The 24581-nt window shown below is 26.4% G+C and carries 14 protein-coding genes; all 14 read right to left on the bottom strand.

Going from position 1 to position 24581, the window contains the following annotated elements; all coding sequences use genetic code 11:
• Nucleotides 1-363: 363 nt before the first annotated feature.
• A complete protein-coding gene (locus HMPREF1871_RS04085) occupies nucleotides 364-912 on the bottom strand; it encodes a prealbumin-like fold domain-containing protein (RefSeq protein WP_066130359.1) in 549 nt (182 codons plus the stop codon).
• On the bottom strand, nucleotides 896-1606 hold the full coding sequence (locus HMPREF1871_RS04080) for a sortase (RefSeq protein WP_066130356.1): 711 nt from the start codon (nucleotides 1604-1606) through the stop codon (nucleotides 896-898). The genes HMPREF1871_RS04085 and HMPREF1871_RS04080 overlap by 17 nt, the downstream gene beginning before the upstream one ends.
• 2 nt (nucleotides 1607-1608) lie before the next feature.
• Nucleotides 1609-3435 carry an isopeptide-forming domain-containing fimbrial protein gene (locus HMPREF1871_RS04075; RefSeq protein ID WP_157058061.1) on the bottom strand — a complete coding sequence of 609 codons (1827 nt, stop codon included), beginning with the start codon at nucleotides 3433-3435 and terminating at the stop codon, nucleotides 1609-1611.
• A 56-nt stretch (nucleotides 3436-3491) separates the two neighbouring features.
• Nucleotides 3492-11900, bottom strand: coding sequence for a Spy0128 family protein (locus tag HMPREF1871_RS04070; RefSeq protein WP_066130352.1), 8409 nt, complete (start codon nucleotides 11898-11900; stop codon nucleotides 3492-3494).
• A 483-nt stretch (nucleotides 11901-12383) separates the two neighbouring features.
• Nucleotides 12384-15092, bottom strand: coding sequence for a phosphoenolpyruvate carboxylase (ppc, locus tag HMPREF1871_RS04065; protein ID WP_232297365.1), 2709 nt, complete (start codon nucleotides 15090-15092; stop codon nucleotides 12384-12386).
• Nucleotides 15093-15116: 24 nt separating this feature from the next.
• Entirely contained in the window at nucleotides 15117-17564 is a 2448-nt protein-coding gene (gyrA, locus tag HMPREF1871_RS04060) for a DNA gyrase subunit A (protein ID WP_066130347.1), read from the bottom strand.
• Nucleotides 17565-17584: 20 nt separating this feature from the next.
• Nucleotides 17585-19501: a DNA topoisomerase (ATP-hydrolyzing) subunit B gene (gene gyrB, locus HMPREF1871_RS04055; protein WP_066130344.1), complete on the bottom strand. Its 1917-nt coding sequence runs from the start codon at nucleotides 19499-19501 to the stop codon at nucleotides 17585-17587.
• Nucleotides 19502-19503: 2 nt separating this feature from the next.
• Nucleotides 19504-20652, bottom strand: coding sequence for a DNA replication/repair protein RecF (gene recF / locus HMPREF1871_RS04050; protein ID WP_066130341.1), 1149 nt, complete (start codon nucleotides 20650-20652; stop codon nucleotides 19504-19506).
• Nucleotides 20642-20857, bottom strand: a complete 216-nt coding sequence (yaaA, locus tag HMPREF1871_RS04045; RefSeq protein ID WP_066130338.1) for a S4 domain-containing protein YaaA — start codon at nucleotides 20855-20857, stop codon at nucleotides 20642-20644. The genes recF and yaaA overlap by 11 nt, the downstream gene beginning before the upstream one ends.
• Nucleotides 20858-21154: 297 nt before the next feature.
• A complete protein-coding gene (locus HMPREF1871_RS04040; protein ID WP_066130333.1) occupies nucleotides 21155-22297 on the bottom strand; it encodes a pyruvate kinase in 1143 nt (380 codons plus the stop codon).
• Between the two features lie 100 nt (nucleotides 22298-22397).
• Entirely contained in the window at nucleotides 22398-23384 is a 987-nt protein-coding gene (dusB, locus tag HMPREF1871_RS04035; protein ID WP_066130331.1) for a tRNA dihydrouridine synthase DusB, read from the bottom strand.
• Nucleotides 23377-23880, bottom strand: a complete 504-nt coding sequence (folK, locus tag HMPREF1871_RS04030) for a 2-amino-4-hydroxy-6-hydroxymethyldihydropteridine diphosphokinase (RefSeq protein ID WP_232297364.1) — start codon at nucleotides 23878-23880, stop codon at nucleotides 23377-23379. Before folK ends, dusB begins: the two co-directional genes overlap by 8 nt.
• Complete coding sequence (gene folB / locus HMPREF1871_RS04025; protein WP_066130329.1) at nucleotides 23867-24247, bottom strand: dihydroneopterin aldolase; 381 nt, start codon at nucleotides 24245-24247, stop codon at nucleotides 23867-23869. The genes folK and folB overlap by 14 nt, the downstream gene beginning before the upstream one ends.
• Nucleotides 24248-24328: 81 nt before the next feature.
• The coding region (locus tag HMPREF1871_RS06050; protein WP_083505639.1) for a single-stranded DNA-binding protein at nucleotides 24329-24581 on the bottom strand (253 nt) is incomplete at its 5' end.

Genomic DNA, 24581 nt, shown 5'->3' with positions numbered 1-24581 from the left:
TTTGTCAAGATGTTTTTTTATTTTTTTTTATACTTTTCCTTGCTGTCTTTTTTTACTCATTATAAATTATATGAAATATTTTAACTATTTTTTGTTGTTATGAAAAAATAAATTCTATATCAGAACTTATTTATTAGTAATAATATAGAAAAATTAAAAAAATATTTTTTTTCTATTTTTATTAAAATTCAAGTGACATTTCTTTATTTTTTCAAAAAAAATTTTTTTATCTTCTAGTTACTATAGTAAAAGTAATTTGATATTTTATATTAAAAAATGAAATAGACTTTTTTTAGCTGAAATTAGCTAAAAAGAGTCTATTTCAATACAAAATAATGCTAAATTAAATGATAATATCTTTTATTATTTTAATATTGTTTTTTTAATTTTTATGATTATTAAAATTAATAATAATAGTATTATTCCCATTATTCCATTTTTTGCAAAAATACCTGTTGAAGTCAAAAGATTGTTTTCTTTTAATTTTTCGTAATTTTCTTTGTTTTCATTATTATTTTCTTTTTTAATTATATTTTCAATTATTTTTGTGCCAAATTCATTTTTAGGATAAATAACTAATTTTTCTCTGCCTGTTGTATCAACTATTACATCTTTAGAATTTATTTTACAGATATTAGAATGTTTTGTTTCTACTATTTTATATTTCCCTTCTGCTATTTCTCCAAAGTATGCTCTTCCATTTTCATCTATAGCTACATCTTTTTTTATTAAACAGTCATCTTTATATAAACTAAATGCTACCTCTCCAAATTTTGCCTTATTCCATAATTCTATACTAGAAGAATCTTCACTGTTCTCATAATATAATTTTTGTACTGAAAGATCTGTAGCATAAACATTATTACTTGAAAATAACATAATTAATAATAATAAACTAACTATTTTTCGCATATTGTTTAAGATCCTTTCTTATGTCTAAAATAATTAATAAAATGCATATTAATAATATAAATATAAGTGCTTTTTCATATAATGACAAAGTAAATTTTCCTTTAGGAATGGAGTCTACCTCTCCTATTAAGTTTCCTGTTGCTAAAAATCTTTTGTCATTTATACCTATAGGCGTACAGGTTCTCAAAGTCACATATGTTTCATTATCTTTTGGTTTCAAAAAATTCTTTTCTTCATCAAGTGGACTTACTTCTATAGTATTTATAATATTATATTCATAAATTTTTTTATCAATCAATTTTAAATAAAATTTATTATGTACTTTTAATTTAGGTACATTTATAAATAAGTCTTTCCCAGAATCTCCATTATGGGAAGTTAAAACACTATTATCATGTTCATTTTTAAGGGTACCTGTTCCCCTAATTAAACCAGCACCTTTAGATATAGAATTTTCACTTGCATTGTCAAATACTGAAATAATCAAGTTTATTTCTGGAACATACAATATTCCTATTGGTCTTAAGGCTAAAGAAAATGGTTTGTCTTTAGCCTTAGAGACTTCATTTTTTTCGAATTCTTCTATATATTTTTGTTGATTTTTTACTTCTGTTATTTTTGAATGATATAAAAAATAACCACATAATAATATTACTACTAAATATATTATTTTAGATAAATTTTTTTTTATCATTATTATCTTTTTCTTCTTTGACAAGTTTTCACTACAACTGTAATAACTACTACACAGGCCAATACAGCTATTACTATTAAGGTAACTTCTGTACCTGTCATAGGCTTATCTGGTTTTTTATCATTACTTACTTTTACTTGATTTTTATTAATAGCACTTGCATCTTTTATTTCAAAATGGTTATATGGATTACTATTCATATTATATCCAGTTGGAGCTTTTGTTTCTATAAAGAAGTAATGTCCATTAGCTAGCCCTTTTACGTTTAAAATACCATTTTCACCAGTAGATAACTCTGTAGCATCATCTTTATTGTCTACCCATGTATATTCTTTTGTTGTTTTGTCGATTTTTAAATATTTTGTAATATTCCCTTTATCGTTTGAATTTGCTTTTGCTAGTATGAATTTTGCATCTTTTAATCCTTGTTTAATAACTCCGGTATTAAATACTCCACTATCTGTTTTTTCTAGACTTGCTTCATATGTTTTTACTGATTTTTCTGAAGTGTTTTTTTCTACTACTACACCATTATTAAAATCAAATTCTGCTTTATTATTTATATCTTGACCTGTTTGAGCTTTATCTTTATCTAATTTTGCAGTATAAGTTATTTTCAATGTTTTTCCTGCTAGTGATTTTATTGCAGTTAAATCAGGTGTTACTGTTAAAATATTATTTTGAAAATCTTTTGTAAATGCTACATTTTTAAATTCACCTTTTTCATCATATCCTACTTTTACGCTATCTGCATTAATTTTCAAAGATTCATCTGGAGTATCTTTTACTGAATAAGTTTCATATTTATCTATATTATCTGGTATTTGAGTATTAATTGTAAAATTAATATCTTCATCAAAAGCTACATCTTCTTTATCTACAGTTTTTTCAACATTTGGTTTTGTATAATTGACTACTTTTTTCCCTTCACTTAATAATGAATCTGCTGGGAAAACTATTTTCCCTTCATTAGTGTACTCAAATGTAAGTTTATTATTAGTATTATTTGTAACATCTTTATCATAAATTATGTTATCTGGTCCGTAATTTGGTTTTTGTGGGTCTATTTTACTTTCTTCCACAAAATAGTATTTTCCTATTAAGAGGTCAGTTACTGTTATACTTCCACTTGTTAAATCTTGGTATGAATCTGGAATTAATGTACCTTGACCTGGTTCTCCTTTATAAAGTGAAAATCCACTTTGATTATTTTGTAAAATAGAAACTTGTTCTCCAAATTTTTTGACATATTTTGTAAATTTAATCTCTATAGGATTTATTTTATTTTTTGCATATAAGTGAATATTTTCTAAATTAGTTTTTCCTTCTGCATCACTCATAGGTAGAGATATAAGCATAGGTTTTGCAGTTTGTTTTACTATGTCTGATGATGTTGTTTCTACAAATACATAAGTTCCATCATCTAAAGAAGAAAAGTTTACATTACCATTATCATCTACTTCTACTTCTCCTTTTGCTTCTGCTCCATAAGGTAAATCAACATTATTTTTAATAGCATCACTTACTTCATTTGCTATATTTTGAGCTTTTTTATCTGTATTTAATTGTTTTTTATCTAATTTATAAGCAGTAAATTTCACAACACCATCTTTGTTTTTGTTCCAATTTCTTACTTTTTGTCCAAAACTATTTAAATCAATTTCTCCACCGGTATTATTTACTTCCGTAACAGAATCTTGATAAGCTAATTTATGCAAGGTTACAGTTGTTCCTTTGCTTGCATTTCCTAAATATGTCACAGGGCTTACTGCAAATAGTAATGCTAGTGATATGGTAATCTTCCCTATATTTTTGTATATGTTTTTCATTTTAATTCTCCTTTTATTTTTTTTATATTTTAATTTAAAGATGAAAAATTTTTCTTTCACATTTTTTCTCTTTTTATCAGTTTTATTAAATTAAATTTTTTTCTTACAAAAGTTATTAATAATAAACTAAATAGTCCTATTAATATCCCTATTCCTTTTCTTGTTCCTGTTATAGGTAATATAGGTTTTATACTATTTTTAAAAGTTATATTTTTATATTCTCCCTTTTTAATGAGATTTAAAGTACCATCGCCATTGTCCTTTATTTCTACGGTAAATTTATATTCAGTTTTATCATAATTTATATTGCTGTTATATCCCGTATCTTCTATAACGAGATATTCATAAGTTTTACCTATGTCCTTTTCATTAAATTTTATAGAATTAAAATCTATATTCCCATTTTCATCATTTTTTACTTTACTTAACACGTCTCCGTCATTAATAAGTAAAAAGTCGAAATTATAATCTTTTATATTACCCCCCAACAATTCTTTCTTAGCTTTTAGTTCTAATTTTCCATTAGCGTGATAAACATTTGTTATTTTTAAATTATTTTCTTTATCTTCTAATACTTTTTCTAATATAGAATCCTCTTTGACTGTATATCCTGGATAAGAGTCCTCAGTTAAGGTTACTTTTGCTCCTAATGGAACTTTTTTAAATGTTAATATTTCATTTCCTTTGATTTTTACTTTTTCTCCAGAAACAAATTCATATTCTTTTGAATCTAAATTAGAAGTATATGAGAATACATTTTCAATTTTTTTATCATCTTTTTTTATATCGACTTTGACTTCAAATTCTTTATCTGTAGATGTACCTTCTAATTTTTTTGTTATTGTAAAGTTTGTTTCATTTTCTATTTTTGGTATTTTTTCTACATTATATTTGTTTGTAAAAATAGCTCCATCATCGTCATATTGCGCCCTAGCCGTTAAGTTACCTTCTCCGTCATCAGTAACAGTTACATTTACTATTTCTTCATGATTATCATAGACTATATCTTTTTCATTCCCTTGAACTTCTCTTATTTTGTATTTGGCATTTTTTGCTTCTTTTATTTCTAGAGAATTAAAATAAATATTTCCATCTCTATCATTTTTTGCCGTGTCTAAAACATTATCATTACTATCTAATAGTTCAAAGACAAATTCCCCATTAGATAAATCTTTATTTTCTAGCACTTTTTTTGCTTTAATTTGCACATTTCCTATTGGATTATATTTATTTTTTGCTAAAACTGTTATTTCAGAAGAAGATATTACACCACTTGCATTTTCTATTTCAGCTGTTACATAGCCTTTAGGTAAATTTATTTCTTTTACTTCATAGCTACTTCCATATGGTATATAATCTATAGTTTTAGATTCTCCATTTTTTAAAGTAATGTTTTGTTTTTTTCCATTTATTAAAATTTCAAATGTAAAATCCTTACTCTTATCAGTTGTACCTATAACTTCTTTTTTAATTTCTAATTTTCCTAATTTTGTCGTGTTATTAAATGTAGGTGTATCAGTATATGTTACTTTCGCTTCTTTTTTTCCTCTGCCATTATCTGTTACTTCTATTTTTACATTTTTAATAGCTGAATCATAATTTATATTAGGATCATTACCTTTCACTTCTCTTATTTGATAATTAAAAGTTCCTGCTGTATCAAATGTTAAAGTATTAAAGGTAATACTTCCATCTGCTAGTGAAGTAGCTTTATCTATTACTTGTCCTTCTTTTAATAGTTCAAACTCAAATCCTTTAGCAGGAGCTGAATTAAGTAATTTTTTCGCTTGAACTTTTGCTTGAGTCGACTGTGGTCTATAATCATTTGTAAAGGTCGCTATAGTTTCTTTGTTTGGCTCAATAGTACCATTAGTATTTTCTTCTTTTACAAGTACCCAGCCCTCTTCTTGCTCCTCATATATTTCATAACTTATGCCAGCTGGTAAATTGTCTAATGTAATTTGTTCATCAGCTGAAAGCATAAATTCTGCTTCTCCATCTTTTATGTTAATATTTGTTTCTAATTCTTTCCATACTGCATAAAGAGTTATATCATTTTTATCTGCCTGAGTTAAGGTTTTTATATCTGTAACTATATTTTTTTTATCTTGAGTTGTAGACCAACCTAAAAATTTATATCCTGGTTTTTTTATTTTTGGAGTTGGTAATTTTTTCTCCTCATCTTTTTTTAACCTTATTGGAGCAAATTTTTCTCCAGTATCTGTCACAAATTTGATAGTGTAGTATAAACCTTTTTTGGTTAAGGTTGTTTTTCCAAAAGAAAAAATATCTTTATCTGGAGCGAAAACTTCCCCATCATCTGTTATGAAAGTTCCATTAAGTTTTACTGGAAAATATTTTTTCTCTCTTAACATTAATTTAGAAGGAACAACTACTTCTTCTAAAGAATCTAAATTTTGCAAATCTATATCACCTAAACTACTAAAATTAACCTTACTTACATCTAATTTTTTTAGTGATTTTGATAAAGAGTTAAGTATTTTCCAAGATATTTCAGGTTTAAAATTAGGCAATGACAAAGTAATTAAAGATTCGTCCCCTTCTAAAATATCCCTAGCTTCCGTCACTTTTGAAGTGTCGAATTTACTTAAATCTAACTTCTGTAGTGATTGGCAGCCGTCAAACATATAGCTCATATTCGTTACTTTTGAAGTATCAAAATTACTTACATCTAACTTCTCTAGTAATTTACAGCCGGCAAACATAGCCTGCATATCTGTTACTTCTGAAGTGTCAAAATTACTTAAATCTAGTTCTTTTAGTGATTGGCAGTCGACAAACATAGCCTGCATATTTGTTACTTTTGAAGTGTCAAATTTACTTACATCTAGTTCTTTTAGTGATTCGCAGCCGGAAAACATAGACCCCATACTAGTTGTTCTTTTTGTATCGAGATTAGTTGTATCAATTGAAACCACTTTGTCTAAATCACGAAATAAATCATCAGATATGACGTTTGCTTTTACATCGCCAGAAAAACTTATTGATTTTATTTTATCTTTGTACTTCCTATACCCAAACTCATTATCATAATCATAGTCTGAAAATTTTGGTAAAGTTCCAGAATTTCCTATTGAAGATATAACCATATGACCATTTTCATAAATTTCATATTTTACATCTCCACTTAAATACCCTGAATGGACAACTTCCCCTTCTGGAGGATATCTCTCTGCAGCATGAGCTTCTTTTGGTTTAAATATATCAGTGAAGAATTTTTTCACCTTATTCAGTGAAGAAACATTATTTTTTTTATTTAAATCAAATTTTCCATTAGGAATATTTTCACCTTTGAATTTTATTTTAAATCTAAATTCTTTATTAATATCACCATTTAGGACATTTTTCCTTACTGTTAATTTCCCATTTTTATATTCATTAACAAAAAGTGGAGTTGTAGAATCATTATTTTTATCATCTGTTTTATTATCTACTACACTAGTATTAAAACTTAAAGTCCCATCAAGATTATCAATAACTTCTACCTTATAGGTTATTGTACTTTTATCATAGATTATAGAATCATCTTTACCTTGTTTTTCTTTTGCCGTATATATAAAAGTTTTTCCTGCATCTTTTTCACTATATACTAAGTCAGAAAAGTTGATTGTTCCATTTTCATCATTTGTTCCTGTGGCTACTACATTATTTTTATCATCATACAATTCAAAATCGTACTTACCTAATTTATTATAATCCCCTTTTATTTGCTTCCAAGCTTTTAAGTTTACTTTTCCTGTTGCATTATATTTATTAGTAAATACAAAATTTTTATCAGCATAGTTTTTTTCTACACTTATGCTTCCCTTTCCATCATCAGATACTTTCACATCAACTTGTGAAATCTCATTTGTGTAAGTTATACCAGCATGATTATTATTGTATTCTTTTATTTTATAAGTATATGTTTTTCCTGCATCTTTATTAGAATATTCTAAATTATTAAAAATTACTTTTCCATTTTTATCATTGTATGTTGAGTCTATTTCTTTATCATCTAATAATAAGTCAAATCTAAATTCTTTATTTAATAATTTTCTTCCTACAAGTTTTTTGGTAGATTCTAGAGTTGTTCTACCGAAAGTGGCATATTTATTTATAAATTTTAGTTCTACATCTTTTCCCGCTTGAATTAATTTTTCTGGAGGACTTTCTACATTTTTGTAACCACTTGGCTTTTTGATTTCTTTTACTTCTACTGAAGTTTCAGAATCCACATTTTTTATGGTCATCTGCTCATCTTTTTTTAATTTAAATTCATTACCAGAGAAAATTTTTCCTCTTTGCCCTAAGTTAGTTGTATATTCATATTCTTTAAAAATTAAATTACCTTCGCTATCTGTTAGGTTAAATTTGAAAGTGAAATCGGGATTTAATTCCTTGGCTTTTTCTGTTTGATCAATAACTTCTTTTTTTACAATTACATTTGCATATGGATGATAAGTATTTACAATATCAAAGTCTTTGACTTCACTAACATATCCTGTTATATAATTTTTTTCTTCTACAGTATATTTTATTTTTTTACCACCATCTCGGTATTTATATAAATTATCAAATTCGTATTTCCATTTTCCTTCGCTATCGGGTTTTACTTCTCTATTATCAATTTCTTTCCCATCTGCTTTTAAAGTTATCAGAATTGACTGGGGTCTTTTTTCTTCCGTCTTATCTACCCAGTGTTTTTCTCCCTGAATCTTTATTTTTTCTGGCGAGTGAAAATTAACTAGATTATATTTATTATCAGTAGAATTATTATCCCTATTTACTTTTAAAGTATATTTCTGATTATTTATTTCTCTAAATGTATAAGAAATTACATTTCCCTCTTTATCTAAATATGGTAACTCGCTAAATGTACCTTCCCAATTATTTTTTTCACTAAGAGTTAATTTTTTCCCAGTAGGTGTGCCATTGCCTACTAATTCAATAATCGCCTTATCTTCTCTTACACCGTCACGATTATTTTCATCATCAAAAGTTTTTTTCACGCTTATATTATAGGGCTTCAAACCAACTTTTGTATAATCATTACGAATTAGTAAATTATCAGTAATGTTTCCATTATCTAGTGAAATATGTCTACAAGTCATTACTGCGTTATTATAAGCATGAGCTCCTCCTACAAAGCCTACTTCTTTTTGATCCTTTTCCAAAACTTTATCATAATATCTTTTGTCAGAAACTTTGGGAGCTCTCATATTAATAATTAAGTCTATTGACTGATTTTTATCTAAAATGAAATCATCATTTTTGACTGTTTTTCTCGCATCTATAGCGATAGCTTTTATGCTACTTTTGTCTTTTGGCATCGTTTTTGACCAAATATCAGTATTTGTCAAATCATTGTCTTTTCGGTTGTTTTCATCATCTAGCACTAAATTATCTTTCGTAGAATAGTAAATTACAGCTTCTACTCCTAATTTTTTTAAAGAGTCTGTATTGACATTATCAAATATCCCTCTCCACTGAATATCGCCATAGTCATCACTATCTTTTTGAGGTTTATATTTTTCTAAATTATCATAAAATACTATGTCTTTGCTGGCCTGAATGTCTGAATTTCTTATGCTTATAGAATAAGAATACTTACCATTTTCATAAACATTCTTACTTAAAATATTATCAAGACCGTCATTATATAATCCTTCATCATTAACATCTACCTGTTTTAAAAGAGTAGTTACATAACTTGTTGGAACATCAACATCAGAATAATCTCTTGCATAGACATAGTTACCCTCTCCTAAGGAGTTAAAGATGTTTTTTTCTTCTTCTGTTTCAAATGCTTCTTTTGTAAATTTATTTTTATTTGAAAAAACATTAGTTTCACTCTCTAAACCTTCAGTATTGCCTACTTTTTCAGTACTTTTATAAGCCATTATACAGGATAATATAGGACTATAAATTCTATGATTCATCCAAGTATACTGTGCCTTAAATCTTACTGCAGGTCGGTCGTAGTATCCTTTCATACCTAGAATACTCTTTTCATTTCTATACTCGTATTTGTAATCTGGAGTTTCTTTTAAATGTATTTCAAGCATTATTCTGCCTGAATTTTGATAGTTTTCATATGCTTTGACCGATGTTATACTATCTCCTTTTCTTACGGGTTTTATAGAGTCTGTTATTGGATTTACTCCTTTGGGCAGAAGTTCGTAAAATACTCCTTCTTTTTGGTCTTTAATATAACCTTTTTCTTTAACGGTTTTCAATGCCTTTTTAGAAGTTATATTTGTTTGAATTTTACTTGCTATTTCATATTCTAAATCTATTCTTTTATGTTTTTGATCATTTGAATAATTAATCAATTTTTTTTCAGGCTTAATTCCATATGAAAAATCAGTCAAAATGTTATTTGCAGTATATTCATTTACAAATCCGCTTCCTTGTTCCTCTGACTCGACTCTTAATTTTATTTTATTTGTAAAACGAGTCATAGAAAGTTTGTTATTTCCATACTTGCTATTAACTTCTTTTAAAATATTTTCACTTGGTTTTATAGTGAAAATTGCTTTTATATCGTGAACATAATGTACTATCTTAGTATCTACTTCAGTTTTAAAGTCTGTAATATTTTCAGGAAAAACCAATTTCGTTCCATCGACAGTTGATCCATTTTCTGGATTTATTATAGCTATACCATTTGTATAATCAACACTACCAAGTTTTATCCACGTATCAGAATTATTTATCTTTCCAAAAATATTTGTAATAGGTATATCCCTATCATCTGCTAGAGAAAAATTAAATATTTTTCTTATTTTTTTTGATGTAGTAAATTCAATCCCTGTTAATTTGTTTGTAAATGTATTTCCATCTGAAAAAGATGAAACATTTTCAGCTAAAGGTTTTTTTGCTAAATCTAGTGCTTTTATACTAAAATCATCACTTGTCAACTCTCTATCTTTATAATTAAATGTTGTTTTAAAATCTTCTGTAATTAATTTATAGGTTGACTGTCCATAATCACTTATTTTTCTAAAGTCACCATCTTTTTTCAGCGTATGCAAAGGAGCCCAAGCACGAGTTTCTATATCAAAACTTGTATCAACGCTTTTCCCATCTCTTAATTCATTTAGGGCTATATCATAAATACCTTCTAAATCATATTTATTAAAAGAAGTTGTTATTTCATCTCCTGTACCTTGTTTTTCAACGTAAAATTGCCCCTCAGGATGATCAATATATGCTGGTTTAAATAAAACTAAATCTTCTGTTTTTGCTTTTGTTACTTTTCCGTCGTCTACCCCTCTCATTGTAAACTGAACTGAAGAGCCTAAATTATATTCTCTATTATAGGTAAAATCTTGTATTGGATAAGCTACATAAATTTCTCCTGCAAAGTTACTTCCATCATCTACATAATTATTTTTTTCAATATTTACACTAAGATTACCTGACCCATCTCCTTTTGTAACTTTACCATTTTTATTATTTCTATATCCTAAAATTATTGCATTTCTACTATCTTCACTGTTTCTTACATTAATATCAAGGTCAACATCAAAATACTGATTCGCCTTACTATTAGCATAAGTATTGTACTTTACATAATAATAATTATCTGGATTTTCTGGTTTAAGAGATGAATCCCAAGAATTAGGAAATTTGCTTTTTACTGTTTCATAATTATCATGTGTAAGATGTGCTTCATATATTTTAGTATCGGTATCTATAGTAGATCTTAAAGAATTACTTTTTTTCCCTATTGTTCCTTTAGTAGTTTCTATTTCTAAATTTGCAAATATTGGTTCACTTATATACGAAGTAGCAATATCCTTAATTTCTGACGGTGTTAAATTATAAATTGTACATTCTATACCACCACTAGCAGCTGCAGATATTTTTTTTGTGTTTGTTATTATGTAGGAGTCTTCTGTTTCTTGATATGCAAAATTATCATTTCTATCTGGTAATTTAGGAATACCAAATTTAATATCGCCTATTTTTTCTCCATTTCTATTTTTAAAAATAGTTTTAGGTAAAACTATATTTAATTTTCCTATATCATAATTTCCTTTACCTGATAGTGCATAAATAATACCAAAAGAAATACTTTTAGTTTTATTATCTTTATAGACATTATTAAGACAGTTTTCATCACTATCATTATCTTTAGTTATCCATTGTAGCGAGAAACGTTCTATTTTATTTTCTCCTATCGTATCTGGTAAAGAACTATCACTTGATATATTTTTATCTGTTTCTAAAGCTATTTTTGGTAAAGTCGTTATGCCATTACTTGTTTCTGCTTCACTATTAATTTCACTATCTTCATAACTATTTTCATTATTATTTAAATTATTTTGTGTGACCTCTTTAGCTTTTGAATTCGCCTTGTCGCTAGCAAAAGCATAAGTAGGAGTTAAAATTTGAGTTAAAATAATAACTAAAATCATGGAGAAAGTCAAAATTTTACTAATTTTATTTTTAAACACAACTGCTTCCCTTCTTTCTTTTTAAATTATCCAGAATTTCTCATAATATTTTTTAAAAAATAATAAATATAATAATATTAATATAGTAATTTTTTTATTATATTAATGTTAAATTCATTAAACACTATTAACCTTAATTATATATATATATATAATTGTCAACCTTTTAAATGACAATAAATATAAATGAGGAATAATAAATTATATAGTTTAATTATATAATATTTTTTTATTTTTTATAAAAGTCAACACTTTATAGACTATATTTTATAAAAAATCATCAAAAAAAATATAGTCTTGCCTTAAAAAAATTATAAAAAAAAATTTAAAACTATACTGTTTAATTTTGTAATTCATAAAAAAAAAAAAATACCAACTACAAAAACAAGTTTTTTGTCTTTGTGTTGATATTTCTTTTTTGGTTTTTTTAGTTGTCTGTGCTTAAAAATAATTTATCAACGTTTTTTTTATAACATTTTTAAATTATCCAGAATTTCTAAGTCCTGTCGCCACTCCGTTAATTGTTATATGAATCAATTTTTGATTTGTTGATAAAATTTTATTAATTCTATCTCTTTTTATTAATTCTATTTGAATAAAGTTTAGAGCATTAAAATATGGAATTCTGTTTTTTAAACTAAATTTTAAATATTCGTTATCTTCTAATAGCTCGTTATGCCCTTGAATAGCTAAAACTATTTTTTTAGTAAGTAACCATTCTTTGTATATTATATCAAAAACTTCTTTTGTTTCATTTTCTTTACATAACTGAGCATATTCTTTTGCAATTTCCATATCTGTTTTTGATAATACCATATTTACATTTGATAAAAGGGATCTGAAAAATGGCCATCTTTTATACATTTTTTTAAGTGTTTGTAAATTTTCACTGCTATTATTTATATATTTACTAAATGCCGTTCCTACTCCATACCATCCAGGAAGCATAACTCTATTTTGTGACCATGAAAATACCCATGGTATAGCTCTAAGTCCTGATATCTCTGTTATTGTTTTTCTTGCAGCTGGTCTTGACCCTATATTTAAACTTGATATTTCTTTTATTGGAGTTGCTTCAAAGAAATAGTTATAGAAGTTTTTATTTTTGAAAACTAATTCTCTATATGCATGATAACTGTATTCTACCACTGTATCCATTATTTTTTCATAATAGGCTTTTTCTTCTTCTATATTTTCTTTACCTATAATTCTGTCTATACTTGCTGAAATCAACATTTCTAAATTATAATATGCTGAATCCTTGTTACCATACTTAGTACCGATAACTTCACCTTGTTCAGTTAATCTTATCTTATTGTTTAAACTTCCTAGTGGTTGTGAAATTATTGCCTCATAACTTGGGCCTCCTCCACGTCCAACTGTTCCTCCTCTTCCATGGAAAAATGTTATATTAATTCCATATTTTTTACCTATAGATGAAAGTTCATTTTGTGCTTTATAAAGTGACCATCCTGAAGATAAATATCCACCATCTTTGTTACTATCAGAATATCCTAGCATTATTTCTTGATAATTATTATTATCACTTATCCATGTTTTTACTACATTAAGATTTAAGTATTGTTTCATTACTTCTACAGAATTTTCTAAATCTTCAATAGTTTCAAATAAAGGAACCATTTGTATTCTTGAAAAATCTTTATCTAAAAGTCCTACTTCTTTTAGCATTACAGCTAGTTCTAACAAATCTGATACGCTCGTTGTATGTGATATTATACTTTGTTTTATTATTCCTTCACCAAACTTGTCTTTTAATAGTCTTGCTTTTTTAAAGATTGACAATTCTTTTAATAATAATTCTGATTTAGGAACATTTGTAGCAGATAGTAGTCTTGGTTCATTTTCTATTTGATTTAATAGTATTTTACATTTTTCTTCTTCACTAAGGTCAGAATAGTTTTTTTCTACATTAGCTGATTTTAATAATTCACTTACACATTTTTCATGTATGCTAGAATCTTGTCGCATATCTATACTTGCTAAAAAGAACCCAAACGTGTCAATTGCTTGTAATAATTCTTCTAAATCTCCAAAGATTAAACTTTGACCTCCATTTTCTTCTAAAGAGTCTTTTAAAATAATTAAATCATCTTTAAATTCGTCAGCTTTTAAGTAGTATTGTTTTTCTATATCTTGTTTTGATGATAATAATTTTTCTTTTGTATTTTTTAATTTGCCTTTTATTTCATATAAAACTTTTCTATATGGTTCTTTTTCTCTAAACTCAGAATTATCAGTAGACATCTCTGACAAAATTTGCAATTTTTTACTTGTTCCCATTAAGTTAGTTGACATTGAATATGCTCTATACAATTTATTTACTTTTTCTATATAATAATTAATTATTACTTCAAATTGTAATTTGGCAGATATTTCTAAGGTTTCACTTGTTACATAAGGATTCCCATCCCTATCTCCTCCTATCCACATTCCCATAGTTATAGGAGTTGCTTTTTTTATAGATATACCTTTTTCTTTAGCTAATTTTTTATATTTTATTGATAAATTAGTTATAGCATTTAATAACGATATATTGTAATATTCCATTACATTGCTGATTTCATTAGTTACTTTTAATTTTTTTTCACGAATAAGGTCAGTTTGTGTAATTATTTCTACATATCTTCTTAATTGCGCGTACCATTTATCTCTATTTATTAAGCCTAATTTTACATCTCTGTGTTTTCTTAATAACTTATGGATTTTATTGTTTATATCAAGCATACTTTTTCGTTGAACTTGTGTTGGATGAGCTGTTAATACTGGTACTATATTTACATTTTCTAATATTGTTTTCGCATTTTTACTGTCAGATATTTTATCTATTGTTTTTGACAATTTTCCTAAATATTCTTCTTCAACATTATTTTTATAATTTATCTCATAAGCTAAATCTACATCTTCTGAAATATTTATTAATAGGGGTAGTAGTGCAAAATATCTTGATACAACTCCTATTTCTTCGTTTGTCAATGTTTTTATTATTTCTTTTAATTGTTTATAGTCTGACTTGTCAGCTAATTGTTTTATTTTTTTTAATTTTTTTATTGTTTCTTCAGTCGAAACTTTTTTTATTGCCTCATCTAATATATTTGTTAAAATTTCTATTTCTTCTTCTATAATACCTTTGTTGTTTGAATTTTCTAATTTTTTAATAGTCAATTCAGTCACCTCTTTGCTATAACATTGATTCTTCTATTCGTCTGTTTCTTCTAATTTTTCTTTTTCTGCTAAAGTTACTGTAGCTACTTTTTGTCCGTCTACTAAGTTTATTAATTTTACTCCTGTAGCTGTCCTACTTAATGTATTTATATTTGATATATCCATTCTTATAATTATGCCTTGATCTGTCATTATCATAAGATCTTCTGTTCCATCTACTGATTTAACCTCTACGATATTACCAGTTTTTTTAGTTATTCTAGCTACTTTTATTCCTTTTCCACCACGATTTGTTATTTTAAACTCACTTGCTTTAGTTATTTTTCCTATACCATTTTCTGTTACTGTTAGAATTTTTTTATCATTATTTATTATCTGCATTGAAACTACATAGTCTCCTGTTGATAATTTTATACCTTTAACTCCTCTTGCTAAACGTCCCATTATTCTAACATTTGATTCTTTTATTCTTATTGCTTGTCCTTTGGCTGTTACTATTATTATATCTTCGCCTTTTGTTACTTTTTGAACATCTATTAATGTATCTTCATCATCTAGTTTTAGTGCTATTTTTCCTTTTTTCATTATTGTTGCATAGTCTTCTAGTTTAGATTTTTTAATAATACCTAATTTTGTTGAAAATACAAGTCCTGTATGTTCCTCATTAAGATTTGAAATAGCTATCATTGAACTTACTTTTTCACCTTTTTCTATGTCAAGTAAATTAATTATTGGAATACCTTTAGACTGTCTACTCATTTGATTTATTTGATAGCCTTTTAGTGTATAAACTTTTCCTTTATCAGTAAAGAATAGTATATGGTCATGAGTTGAACAAGTTAACATATACTGCACATTATCTTCTTCATTTGTTGTCATACCATTTATTCCACGACCTCCTCGTCCTTGAGATCTGTAAGTACTTGTTGATAAACGTTTTATATATTGATTATATGATAACGATATTACTATTTGTTCTTCTTCTATTAAATCTTCATTTTCTATTTCTTCTAGTTTATCTTGAACTATAACACTTCTTCTTTTATCTTTGTATTTTTCTTTTATTTCTAGAAGTTCTTCTTTTATTATTTCTATAACTCTTTCGCCTTTAGATAGTATATCTTTTAAATCTTTTATAAGTTCTATTAATTTATTATACTCATTTTCAATTTTATCTCTTTCAAGCCCTGTCAATCTTTGTAATTTCATTTCTAATATTGCATGAGCTTGTATTTCAGATAAATTAAATTTTTCTATAAGTCCTTCTGTTGCTTCTTTTGTTGTTTGAGATGCTTTTATAAGTTCTATTATTTTGTCAATATTGTCTAAAGCTATTCTTAATCCTTCTAAAATATGTGCCCTATCTTGAGCTTTTTTTAAATCAAATTTTGTTCTTCTGACAATTACTTCTTTTTGGTGTTCTAAATAATAGTATAAAACTTCTTTTAGATTTAATGTTTTTGGCTTACCATTTACTAATGCAACCATATTTACTCCAAATGATGATTGAAGTGGAGTTAATTTGTATAATGTATTTAATACTACTTTACTATTTGTATCTCTTTTGAGTTCTATTACTATTTTTATACCTTCTTTTAGATTACTCTCATCTCGAAGGTCTGTTATTCCTTCTATTTTCTTTTCTCTTGCTAATTCAGCTATTTTTTCTACTAATTTCGATTTATTGACTTGATATGGTATTTCAGAAATTATTATTCTTTCTTTTCCATTTTTTATTTGTTCTATTCTTGTTTTTCCTCTCATTACAATAGAACCACGCCCTGTATTATATGCTTTTAATATTCCACTTTGTCCAAATATTAAAGCTCCTGTAGGAAAATCTGGGCCTTTTATTTTCGTCATCAATTCGGGTATTGATATTTCTGGTTTATCACAAAGGGCGACTACTGCATCAACTACTTCTCCTAAATGATGTGGAGGTATATTTGTTGCCATACCTACTGCTATACCCGAGGCTCCATTTATTAATAAATTAGGTATTCTAGCAGGTAAAACTTTTGGTTCTTTTAGAGAACCGTCATAATTTTCTTGAAAATCTACTGTTTCTTTATTAAGATCTCTAACCATTTCAGAAGCTATTTTACTTAATTTTGCTTCTGTATAACGCATTGCTGCCGCACTATCTCCGTCAATAGAACCGAAATTCCCTTGCCCTGCTACCATGGGGTATCTGCTATTAAAATCTTGTGCCATTCTTACTATAGTACCATATGTAGCAGAATCACCATGAGGGTGATATTTTGCCATAACTTCCCCTACTACAGCTGCACTTTTTCTAAATGGTTTTTCATTTGTTAATCCTAATTCATTAAATGCATATAGTACTCTTCTATGTACTGGCTTTAATCCATCTCTTACGTCTGGTAATGCACGTGATACTATTACACTCATTGAATAGTCTAAAAATGAATTTTCTATTTCAGTTGTAATATTTCTTAATGTTATATTTTTTTCTTCCATTTTTTCCCCTTAATCTGTGTCTAAATATCTAGATTAACTACATTCAATGCATTATCTTCTATGAATTTTCTTCTTGGTTCTACTTTTTCACCCATTAGAGTTTCAAATGCTTTATTTGCTATTTGAGCATCATTTATATTGACTTTATACATTCTTCTATTTTGAGGATCCATTGTTGTTTGCCACAATTCATGAGCATTCATTTCTCCAAGACCTTTATAGCGTTGAACATTATATTTTTTATCACTTGCAAATTCTTTAATATCTTTTTGTAATTCTTCTTCGGTGAATGAATAGTATATTTTTTTACCTACTTTTAAACCATAAAGTGGTGGTCTTGCTATATAAATATGTCCTTCTTCTACAAGTTCTTTCATATATCTAAAGAAAAATGTTAATAATAAAGTTCTTATGTGGCTTCCATCAACATCAGCATCTGTCATTATTACTATTTTTCCGTATCTAAGTTTTTCTAAATTTTTTCCTTCTCCTATTCCTATTCCAGAAGCTGTAATTAGAGAACGAATTTCTTCACTTGATAATACTTTGTCTATTCTTACTTTTTCTACATTTAAGATTTTACCTCTTAATGGTAATATAGCTTGAAATTTACTATCTCTTCCTAATTTGGCACTTCCTCCTGCTGAATCCCCTTCGACTAGAAACAGTTCACATTCTGTTGCGTTTTTACTAGAACAATCTGCCAATTTCCCTGGTAAATTAGTAAATTCTAGTGCGTTTTTCCTTCTAGTTGATTCTCTAGCTTTCTTAGCTGCTATTCTTGCTCTTGACGCTTGCAATCCTTTTTCTATTATTACTTTTGCAGTTTTTGGATTTTCTAATAAAAATTTTTCAAATTCTTCTGAGAACAATTTATTAGTAATTGTGCTCATTTCTGAATTTCCTAATTTAGTTTTTGTCTGTCCTTCAAATTGGGGATTTGGGTGTTTTATTGATATTATCGCTACCAAACCTTCTCGAACATCATCACCCGATAAAGTTTCTTTTTCTTTTATTAAATTGTTTTTTCTTCCATAAGAATTTATTATTCTAGTAAGAGCAGTTTTAAATCCAGATTCGTGTGTCCCTCCCTCGTGAGTATTTATATTGTTTGCATAACTTAGTATATTACTTGAGTAACCAGAGTTATATTGCATAGATATTTCTACTTCTTTTCCATCTAAGGTAGAACTTATATAAATAGGGTCGTGTAGTGGTTTTTTATTTTTGTTAATCATTTGTACATATTCTAAAATACCACCTTCATAATAAAATTGTTCTTCTTTTTTTTCTTCTTTTCTTTCATCGGATAAGATAATAGTTATTGATTTATTCAAAAATGCTAATTCTCTTATTCTTGTTTTTAAGACATCATATTCGTATTCTATTCCATCTTGAAAAATATCTGTATCTGCTTTAAATCTTATAGTTGTTCCAGTTTTTTCTGTTGTTCCTATAGCTTTAATATTCTGAGTTACTTCTCCTCTTTCAAATTTCATAGTATAGATTTTGCCATTTCTATATACATATGCTTCTAGTCTTTCAGATAAGGCGTTAACTACACTTGCTCCAACTCCGTGAAGTCCTCCTGATACTTTATATCCTCCACCGCCAAATTTTCCACCAGCGTGCAATACTGTAAGAATAACTTCTAAAGCTGGTTTCCCTGTTTGCTCTTGGATATCTACTGGTATCCCTCTTCCGTTGTCTTCTACTTTTATCCAATTATCTTTTTCGATGGTTACTTTTATTTTATCGCAGTAACCTGCCAACGCTTCATCTATAGAGTTATCTACTATTTCCCAAACAAGATGATGTAAACCTTTAATAGATGTAGAACCTATATACATACCAGGTCTTACTCTAACAGCCTCTAATCCTTCTAAAACCTGAATCTGATCGGCATTATATTCTTGATTTTTCTTGTTTTTTTTCATCTTTATTCCTCACTAACTAAATTGTTATAGATTTTTCCTTCTTTTATATAAAATATATTAGAATTTTCTAAAAATTCTTTCTTTATATCATTTAATGTTGGGGTTGTTATAAATGTTTGAATTTTACTATCTATTATGTCTAATAATTTTTTTTGTCTTATCTTATCTAACTCACTTAAAACATCATCTAATAGCAAAATAGGGAAAGTTCCAGTTGAATTTTTTAAAAATTCTATTTCTGCTAATTTTAATGCTAGAACTATGGTTTTTTGTTGCCCTTGCGAAGCATATTTTTTAGCTTCTAACCCATTTATTAAAAATATTAAGTCATCATGATGAATTCCTATTTTTGTACTTCCATAAAGTATATCATCTTTAAATTTATCCATCATTGCATTACATACCATTTTCTCATCAATACTATTTATTTTTGAATAGGGCGTCTGTAACGCTTCTAAAATAGATGATTTATATCTTATTTCCAATACTTCATTATTATCTGATATTTTCATAACATTTTCACTTGCTATTTTAGATATTTTTTGTATAAATTCATATCTTTTTTTTGTTATATATAGTGATAACTTAGCAAGTTGTAACGATAATACTTCTAAATATGACTTTAAATTATTATCGTTTTTGTTTTTTCTCATATTTTTTAAAAACGAATTTCTTTGTTTCAAAATATGCTTATAAATTAGTGAATATTTGTGATAAATTTTAGAAAATTGGTAAAATTCTCTATCAATAAAACTTCTTCTTATACTAGGAGATCCTTTTATCAACTGGAGATCATCAGGTGAGAATAAAACTGTGTTAAGTTCCCCCACAAATTCATATATTTTATTTCTCTTTATTCCTGATACTTTAATATTCTTTCCTTTATTGTTTATAGCTAACATTATATCTTTTTGTATATTATCTTTTGTTAAATTGCAAGAAACACAAGTCGCCATTTCTCCTATTTTTATACATTCAACATCACTTTTAGCTCTAAAACTCTTACCTAAAGACATTAAAAATAATGCTTCTATTATGTTAGTTTTCCCATTTGCATTATTTCCCACAAAAATATTAAGAGAAGAATGAAAATTTAAATTAACTCCATCATAATTTCTAAAATAAAGTAACTTCAATGAATTAACTTTCATCTATTATTAAATACTCTTTTTCATCTATTTTAACTATATCCTTGTCATATATTTTTTTTCCTCTTTTTTGCTCAAGCTTATTATTTACAAATATTTTATTATCTGCTAAAAAATATTTCGCTTGTCCTCCAGAAGAAATATAAGACAATACTTTTAAAAGCTGTGCTAAGGTAATATATTCACCATTTATTATAATTCTTTCCATAAAATCTCCTAAGTACATTATATAAAAAAGTTTAAAAGATAAATATAAATATCTATTACATCTAATAATTATACCATTTTATTTGTTTTTTTTCAATTTTATTAATAATTATATAGTATACCTACTATATTTTATTTGATGGTATAATATATTATTATTTTGTTATGTATTTTAATTATTTTTTTATATAAATTTTCTATAAATATAAAATCAAAATATATGTCGTTGTTTGCTAATATATTAAAACATTTAAAATAGCAAGTAGTTTCTTCTACTTGCTATTTTATTAAATAATATTTATTTCACTTCTTTTACAGTTAAAAAATCTGTTGGTGCAAAATTTTTCTCTTTAGAGTCTCCTCCTAAAGTTATTAAGACTGAATCTCCTTTTTTTGCAAATCCTTTGTCTTTTGATAATTTAGGAGCTTTTTCTAGCATTTCTTCCATAGTTAATTTTTTCTCTTCTATACTTGTATAGACACCCCATGTTAAAGAAAGTCTTTTAGCTATCTTATCATTAGGTATTATTGCTAGTATTGCTGATTCTGGTCTATATTTAGCTATAAATCTTGCTGTTTTCCCTGATTTTGTATATGTTACTATATTTTTTACATTAGCTTGTTTTAATAAATATTTTGAAGTTAAACACATAGCATGAGATATTTCCATATCAACGTTTTTATATTCATAATTTTCTGTTTCTTTTTTATAATTTTTGTCAATATAACAAACTATCTTATTAATTGTTTTTAATGCCTCTTCAGGGTAATATCCTGTTGCTGTTTCATCTATTAATAGTATCGCATCAACTCCGTCAATTGTAGCATTTGCTACATCTGATACTTCTGCTCTTGTTGGTCTTGGGTTATAGACCATTGATTGAAGCATTTGAGTTGTAATTATAACTTCTTTTCCTAAATAATTTGCTTTTTTAATTATCTCTTTTTGTATTATCGGTAAGTCTTGCAATGGAAAATCCATTCCCAACTCATCTCTATTTATCATTATGGCATCAGAATTTATAAGAATAGAGTCTATATTTTGATAAGCATTTTTTGAATCTATTTTTACTATTAATGCTATGTCTTTACCACTTTTTTCAATAATACTTTTAACTTCTTTTATTTCTTCTATTCCAGAAATAAAAGGAGTAGCTATAAAATCAACATTTTCCTTTATTGCATATTCTACATTTTCTAAATCTATTTTTATTAATTTATATTTATTTTGTGCGTATATATGGTCTAAATCATATATTATTGATATGCTTTTATTTTTGCTTAGTTCTTTAACCTTTTTTATTCTTTCAGAATTTTCTTCATTAGAACCATAATAATTATCTATCAATACTGCATCAGCTAATTCATTACTTATTATATTTTCTAATTTTTTATCTGTACTCTGTCCTAAAGTAGCTATAATTTTTACTTTTCTTCTCATCTTGTGCTAACCTTTCAATATATTTTAAATACAAATAATACATATATAGTAATTTTATCATAATTTTTAAATTTTTTTGTATTATTTTTATTATTATACTCTATAATATTATTTTTTTATTTTCTTTTTCTAAATATCCCAGCATTAAATCTTCCATTTCTTTGTAACTTTCTAAATAGTTTAATTTTGCTTTTATTCTACTAGCTTTTTTTATACCTTTCATATAATATGAAGCGTGTTTTCTCATTTCGTGAACAGCTACTTTTTCTGGTTTTAATTTCATAAGTCTTTTTAGATGTAATAAGCAAACTTTTATTTTTTCCTCAGGTGTTGGTTCATCTATTAAATCACCTGTTTCTAAATATTTTACTGTTCTATATAGCATCCAAGGATTTCCTAATGCAGCTCTTCCTATCATTATAGCATCACAATTGGTTTCCTCCAATCTTTGTTTTGCCATTTCTGGAGTATTTATATCTCCATTCCCGATAACAGGAATATCCAGTTCTTTTTTAGCTAATTTTACATATTCCCAATCTGCTAGTCCTTTATACATCTGAACTTTAGTTCTTCCATGAATAGCTATAGCACTAGCTCCTGCTTTTTGGCATTTTAGTGCATTTTCTAATAAATATATGTGATTATCATCCCATCCTATCCTCATTTTTACAGTAACTGGTTTTTCTACTGAATCCACCACTTTTGAAACAACATCGTATATTTTATCAGGACTAAGTAAAAATTTGCTACCAGATTCATTTTTTGTTATTTTTGGTACTGGACAACCCATATTTATATCTATAATATCAGCTTCTGTATTCTTATCTACATATTTTGCTGCATTAACCAAACTTTCTGCTTCACTCCCAAATATTTGCAAACTTAATGGTTTTTCTCTTGGATCTATGTACAACATATCTATAGTTTTTTTATTATTAAATAATATACCTTTATCACTTACCATTTCTGCACATACCAAGCCAGCTCCAAACTCTTTTGCTATCAGTCTAAAAGCACTATTGCATACTCCTGCCATTGGTGCTAATACAACCTTATTTTTGATATTTACATTTCCTATATTAAACATTCTTACCCTCTTTATTAATATAAATTTCTATTCCTTCATTTATATCAGATAACCACTGCGATAATTTTTTATCATTAATAATAATATCTTCACAAATATCCAGCATAGGTTTTAAGACAAAATTTCTTTTTGTTATATATGGGTGAGGTATTGTCAAATCTTCAGTGTTAATTTTTATATTATTATATATTAATATATCTATATCAATTGTTCTGTCGTCCCAGTGTTTTTTTCTAACTCTTCCTAATTGTTTTTCTATTTTCTTGATGACTAATAGCAATTCAACTGGCGACAAAGTTGTTTCAATATCTATACACTGATTTAAAAATGTATTTTGTGCAATTCCTCCCCATGCTTTAGTTATATATATGTTACTTATTTTTCTTACAGATATTTTCTCATTAGCTTCTAAATTTTTTATTGCTTCTTTTAAATAATATTCTTTTGGAGCTATACTACTACCAATCCCTAATATTATCATATTATATTTCTTCAAATTCCTTTCTACTTATTTCTAAAAAAGTTCCACATTTTGAAAAAATTTGAGGTATGGGTGCATTAGGTTTATTTATTTTTAATCTTATTTTACTTATTAAATTATATTTTAAAAATATTTTTTTTATTATCTCATAAGATAATTTTTCTAAGAGTTTATATTTTTCCCCCGTAACCACTTCATAAATTTCTTTTACAATATCAGCGTAACTCACACTTTCTTGTAAATTATCATTTATCATTGCTTTTTTATAATCCAATTCACATTCGATATTAAAAATAAATTTTTGCCCCAATTCATTTTCTTCTTTAATAACTCCGTGAAAAGCAAATATTTCTAAATTTTCTATATAAATAATATTTTTCATGATTTCCTCTTTTTTTAAAATATCTTATTAATTTTAACATATATTTATATTTTATTCCATATTTTTTATATTTGATTTATATTATTGTCCCAAAGTGAATACTGCTTCTTCATCTTTTATTTCTTCTCTCTTGTTAGTTTTACTTAAAAAATTAACTTGATTAGCTGTAATAGCTATAGTATGACGATTTATCCCATTTTTATCAGTATAAGAATTATTGCTAAGCGTACCTACTAAATTGATTAAACTACCCTTGTCACAGTAATTTGAAATATTTTGAGCTATTTTCCCAAAAGCAGTAAAGTCTATAAATTCTGTTTCATATATCCCATCT

This window comes from Gemelliphila asaccharolytica (genome assembly GCF_001553005.1).
Classification (GTDB): Bacteria; Bacillota; Bacilli; order Staphylococcales; family Gemellaceae; genus Gemelliphila; species Gemelliphila asaccharolytica.
Note: the sequence above shows the minus strand (reverse complement) of the source record. Positions and strands in the feature narration are given on the sequence as shown.

Bases quoted from the DNA above. Each gene is read 5' to 3' on its own strand.
- HMPREF1871_RS04085 (WP_066130359.1), bottom strand. From the start codon at position 912: ATGCGAAAAATAGTTAGTTTATTATTATTAATTATGTTATTTTCAAGT.
- HMPREF1871_RS04080 (WP_066130356.1), bottom strand. From the start codon at position 1,606: ATGATAAAAAAAAATTTATCTAAAATAATATATTTAGTAGTAATATTA.
- HMPREF1871_RS04075 (WP_157058061.1), bottom strand. From the start codon at position 3,435: ATGAAAAACATATACAAAAATATAGGGAAGATTACCATATCACTAGCA.
- gyrA (WP_066130347.1), bottom strand. From the start codon at position 17,564: ATGGAAGAAAAAAATATAACATTAAGAAATATTACAACTGAAATAGAA.
- gyrB (WP_066130344.1), bottom strand. From the start codon at position 19,501: ATGAAAAAAAACAAGAAAAATCAAGAATATAATGCCGATCAGATTCAG.
- recF (WP_066130341.1), bottom strand. From the start codon at position 20,652: ATGAAAGTTAATTCATTGAAGTTACTTTATTTTAGAAATTATGATGGA.
- yaaA (WP_066130338.1), bottom strand. From the start codon at position 20,857: ATGGAAAGAATTATAATAAATGGTGAATATATTACCTTAGCACAGCTT.
- HMPREF1871_RS04040 (WP_066130333.1), bottom strand. From the start codon at position 22,297: ATGAGAAGAAAAGTAAAAATTATAGCTACTTTAGGACAGAGTACAGAT.
- dusB (WP_066130331.1), bottom strand. From the start codon at position 23,384: ATGTTTAATATAGGAAATGTAAATATCAAAAATAAGGTTGTATTAGCA.
- folB (WP_066130329.1), bottom strand. From the start codon at position 24,247: ATGAAAAATATTATTTATATAGAAAATTTAGAAATATTTGCTTTTCAC.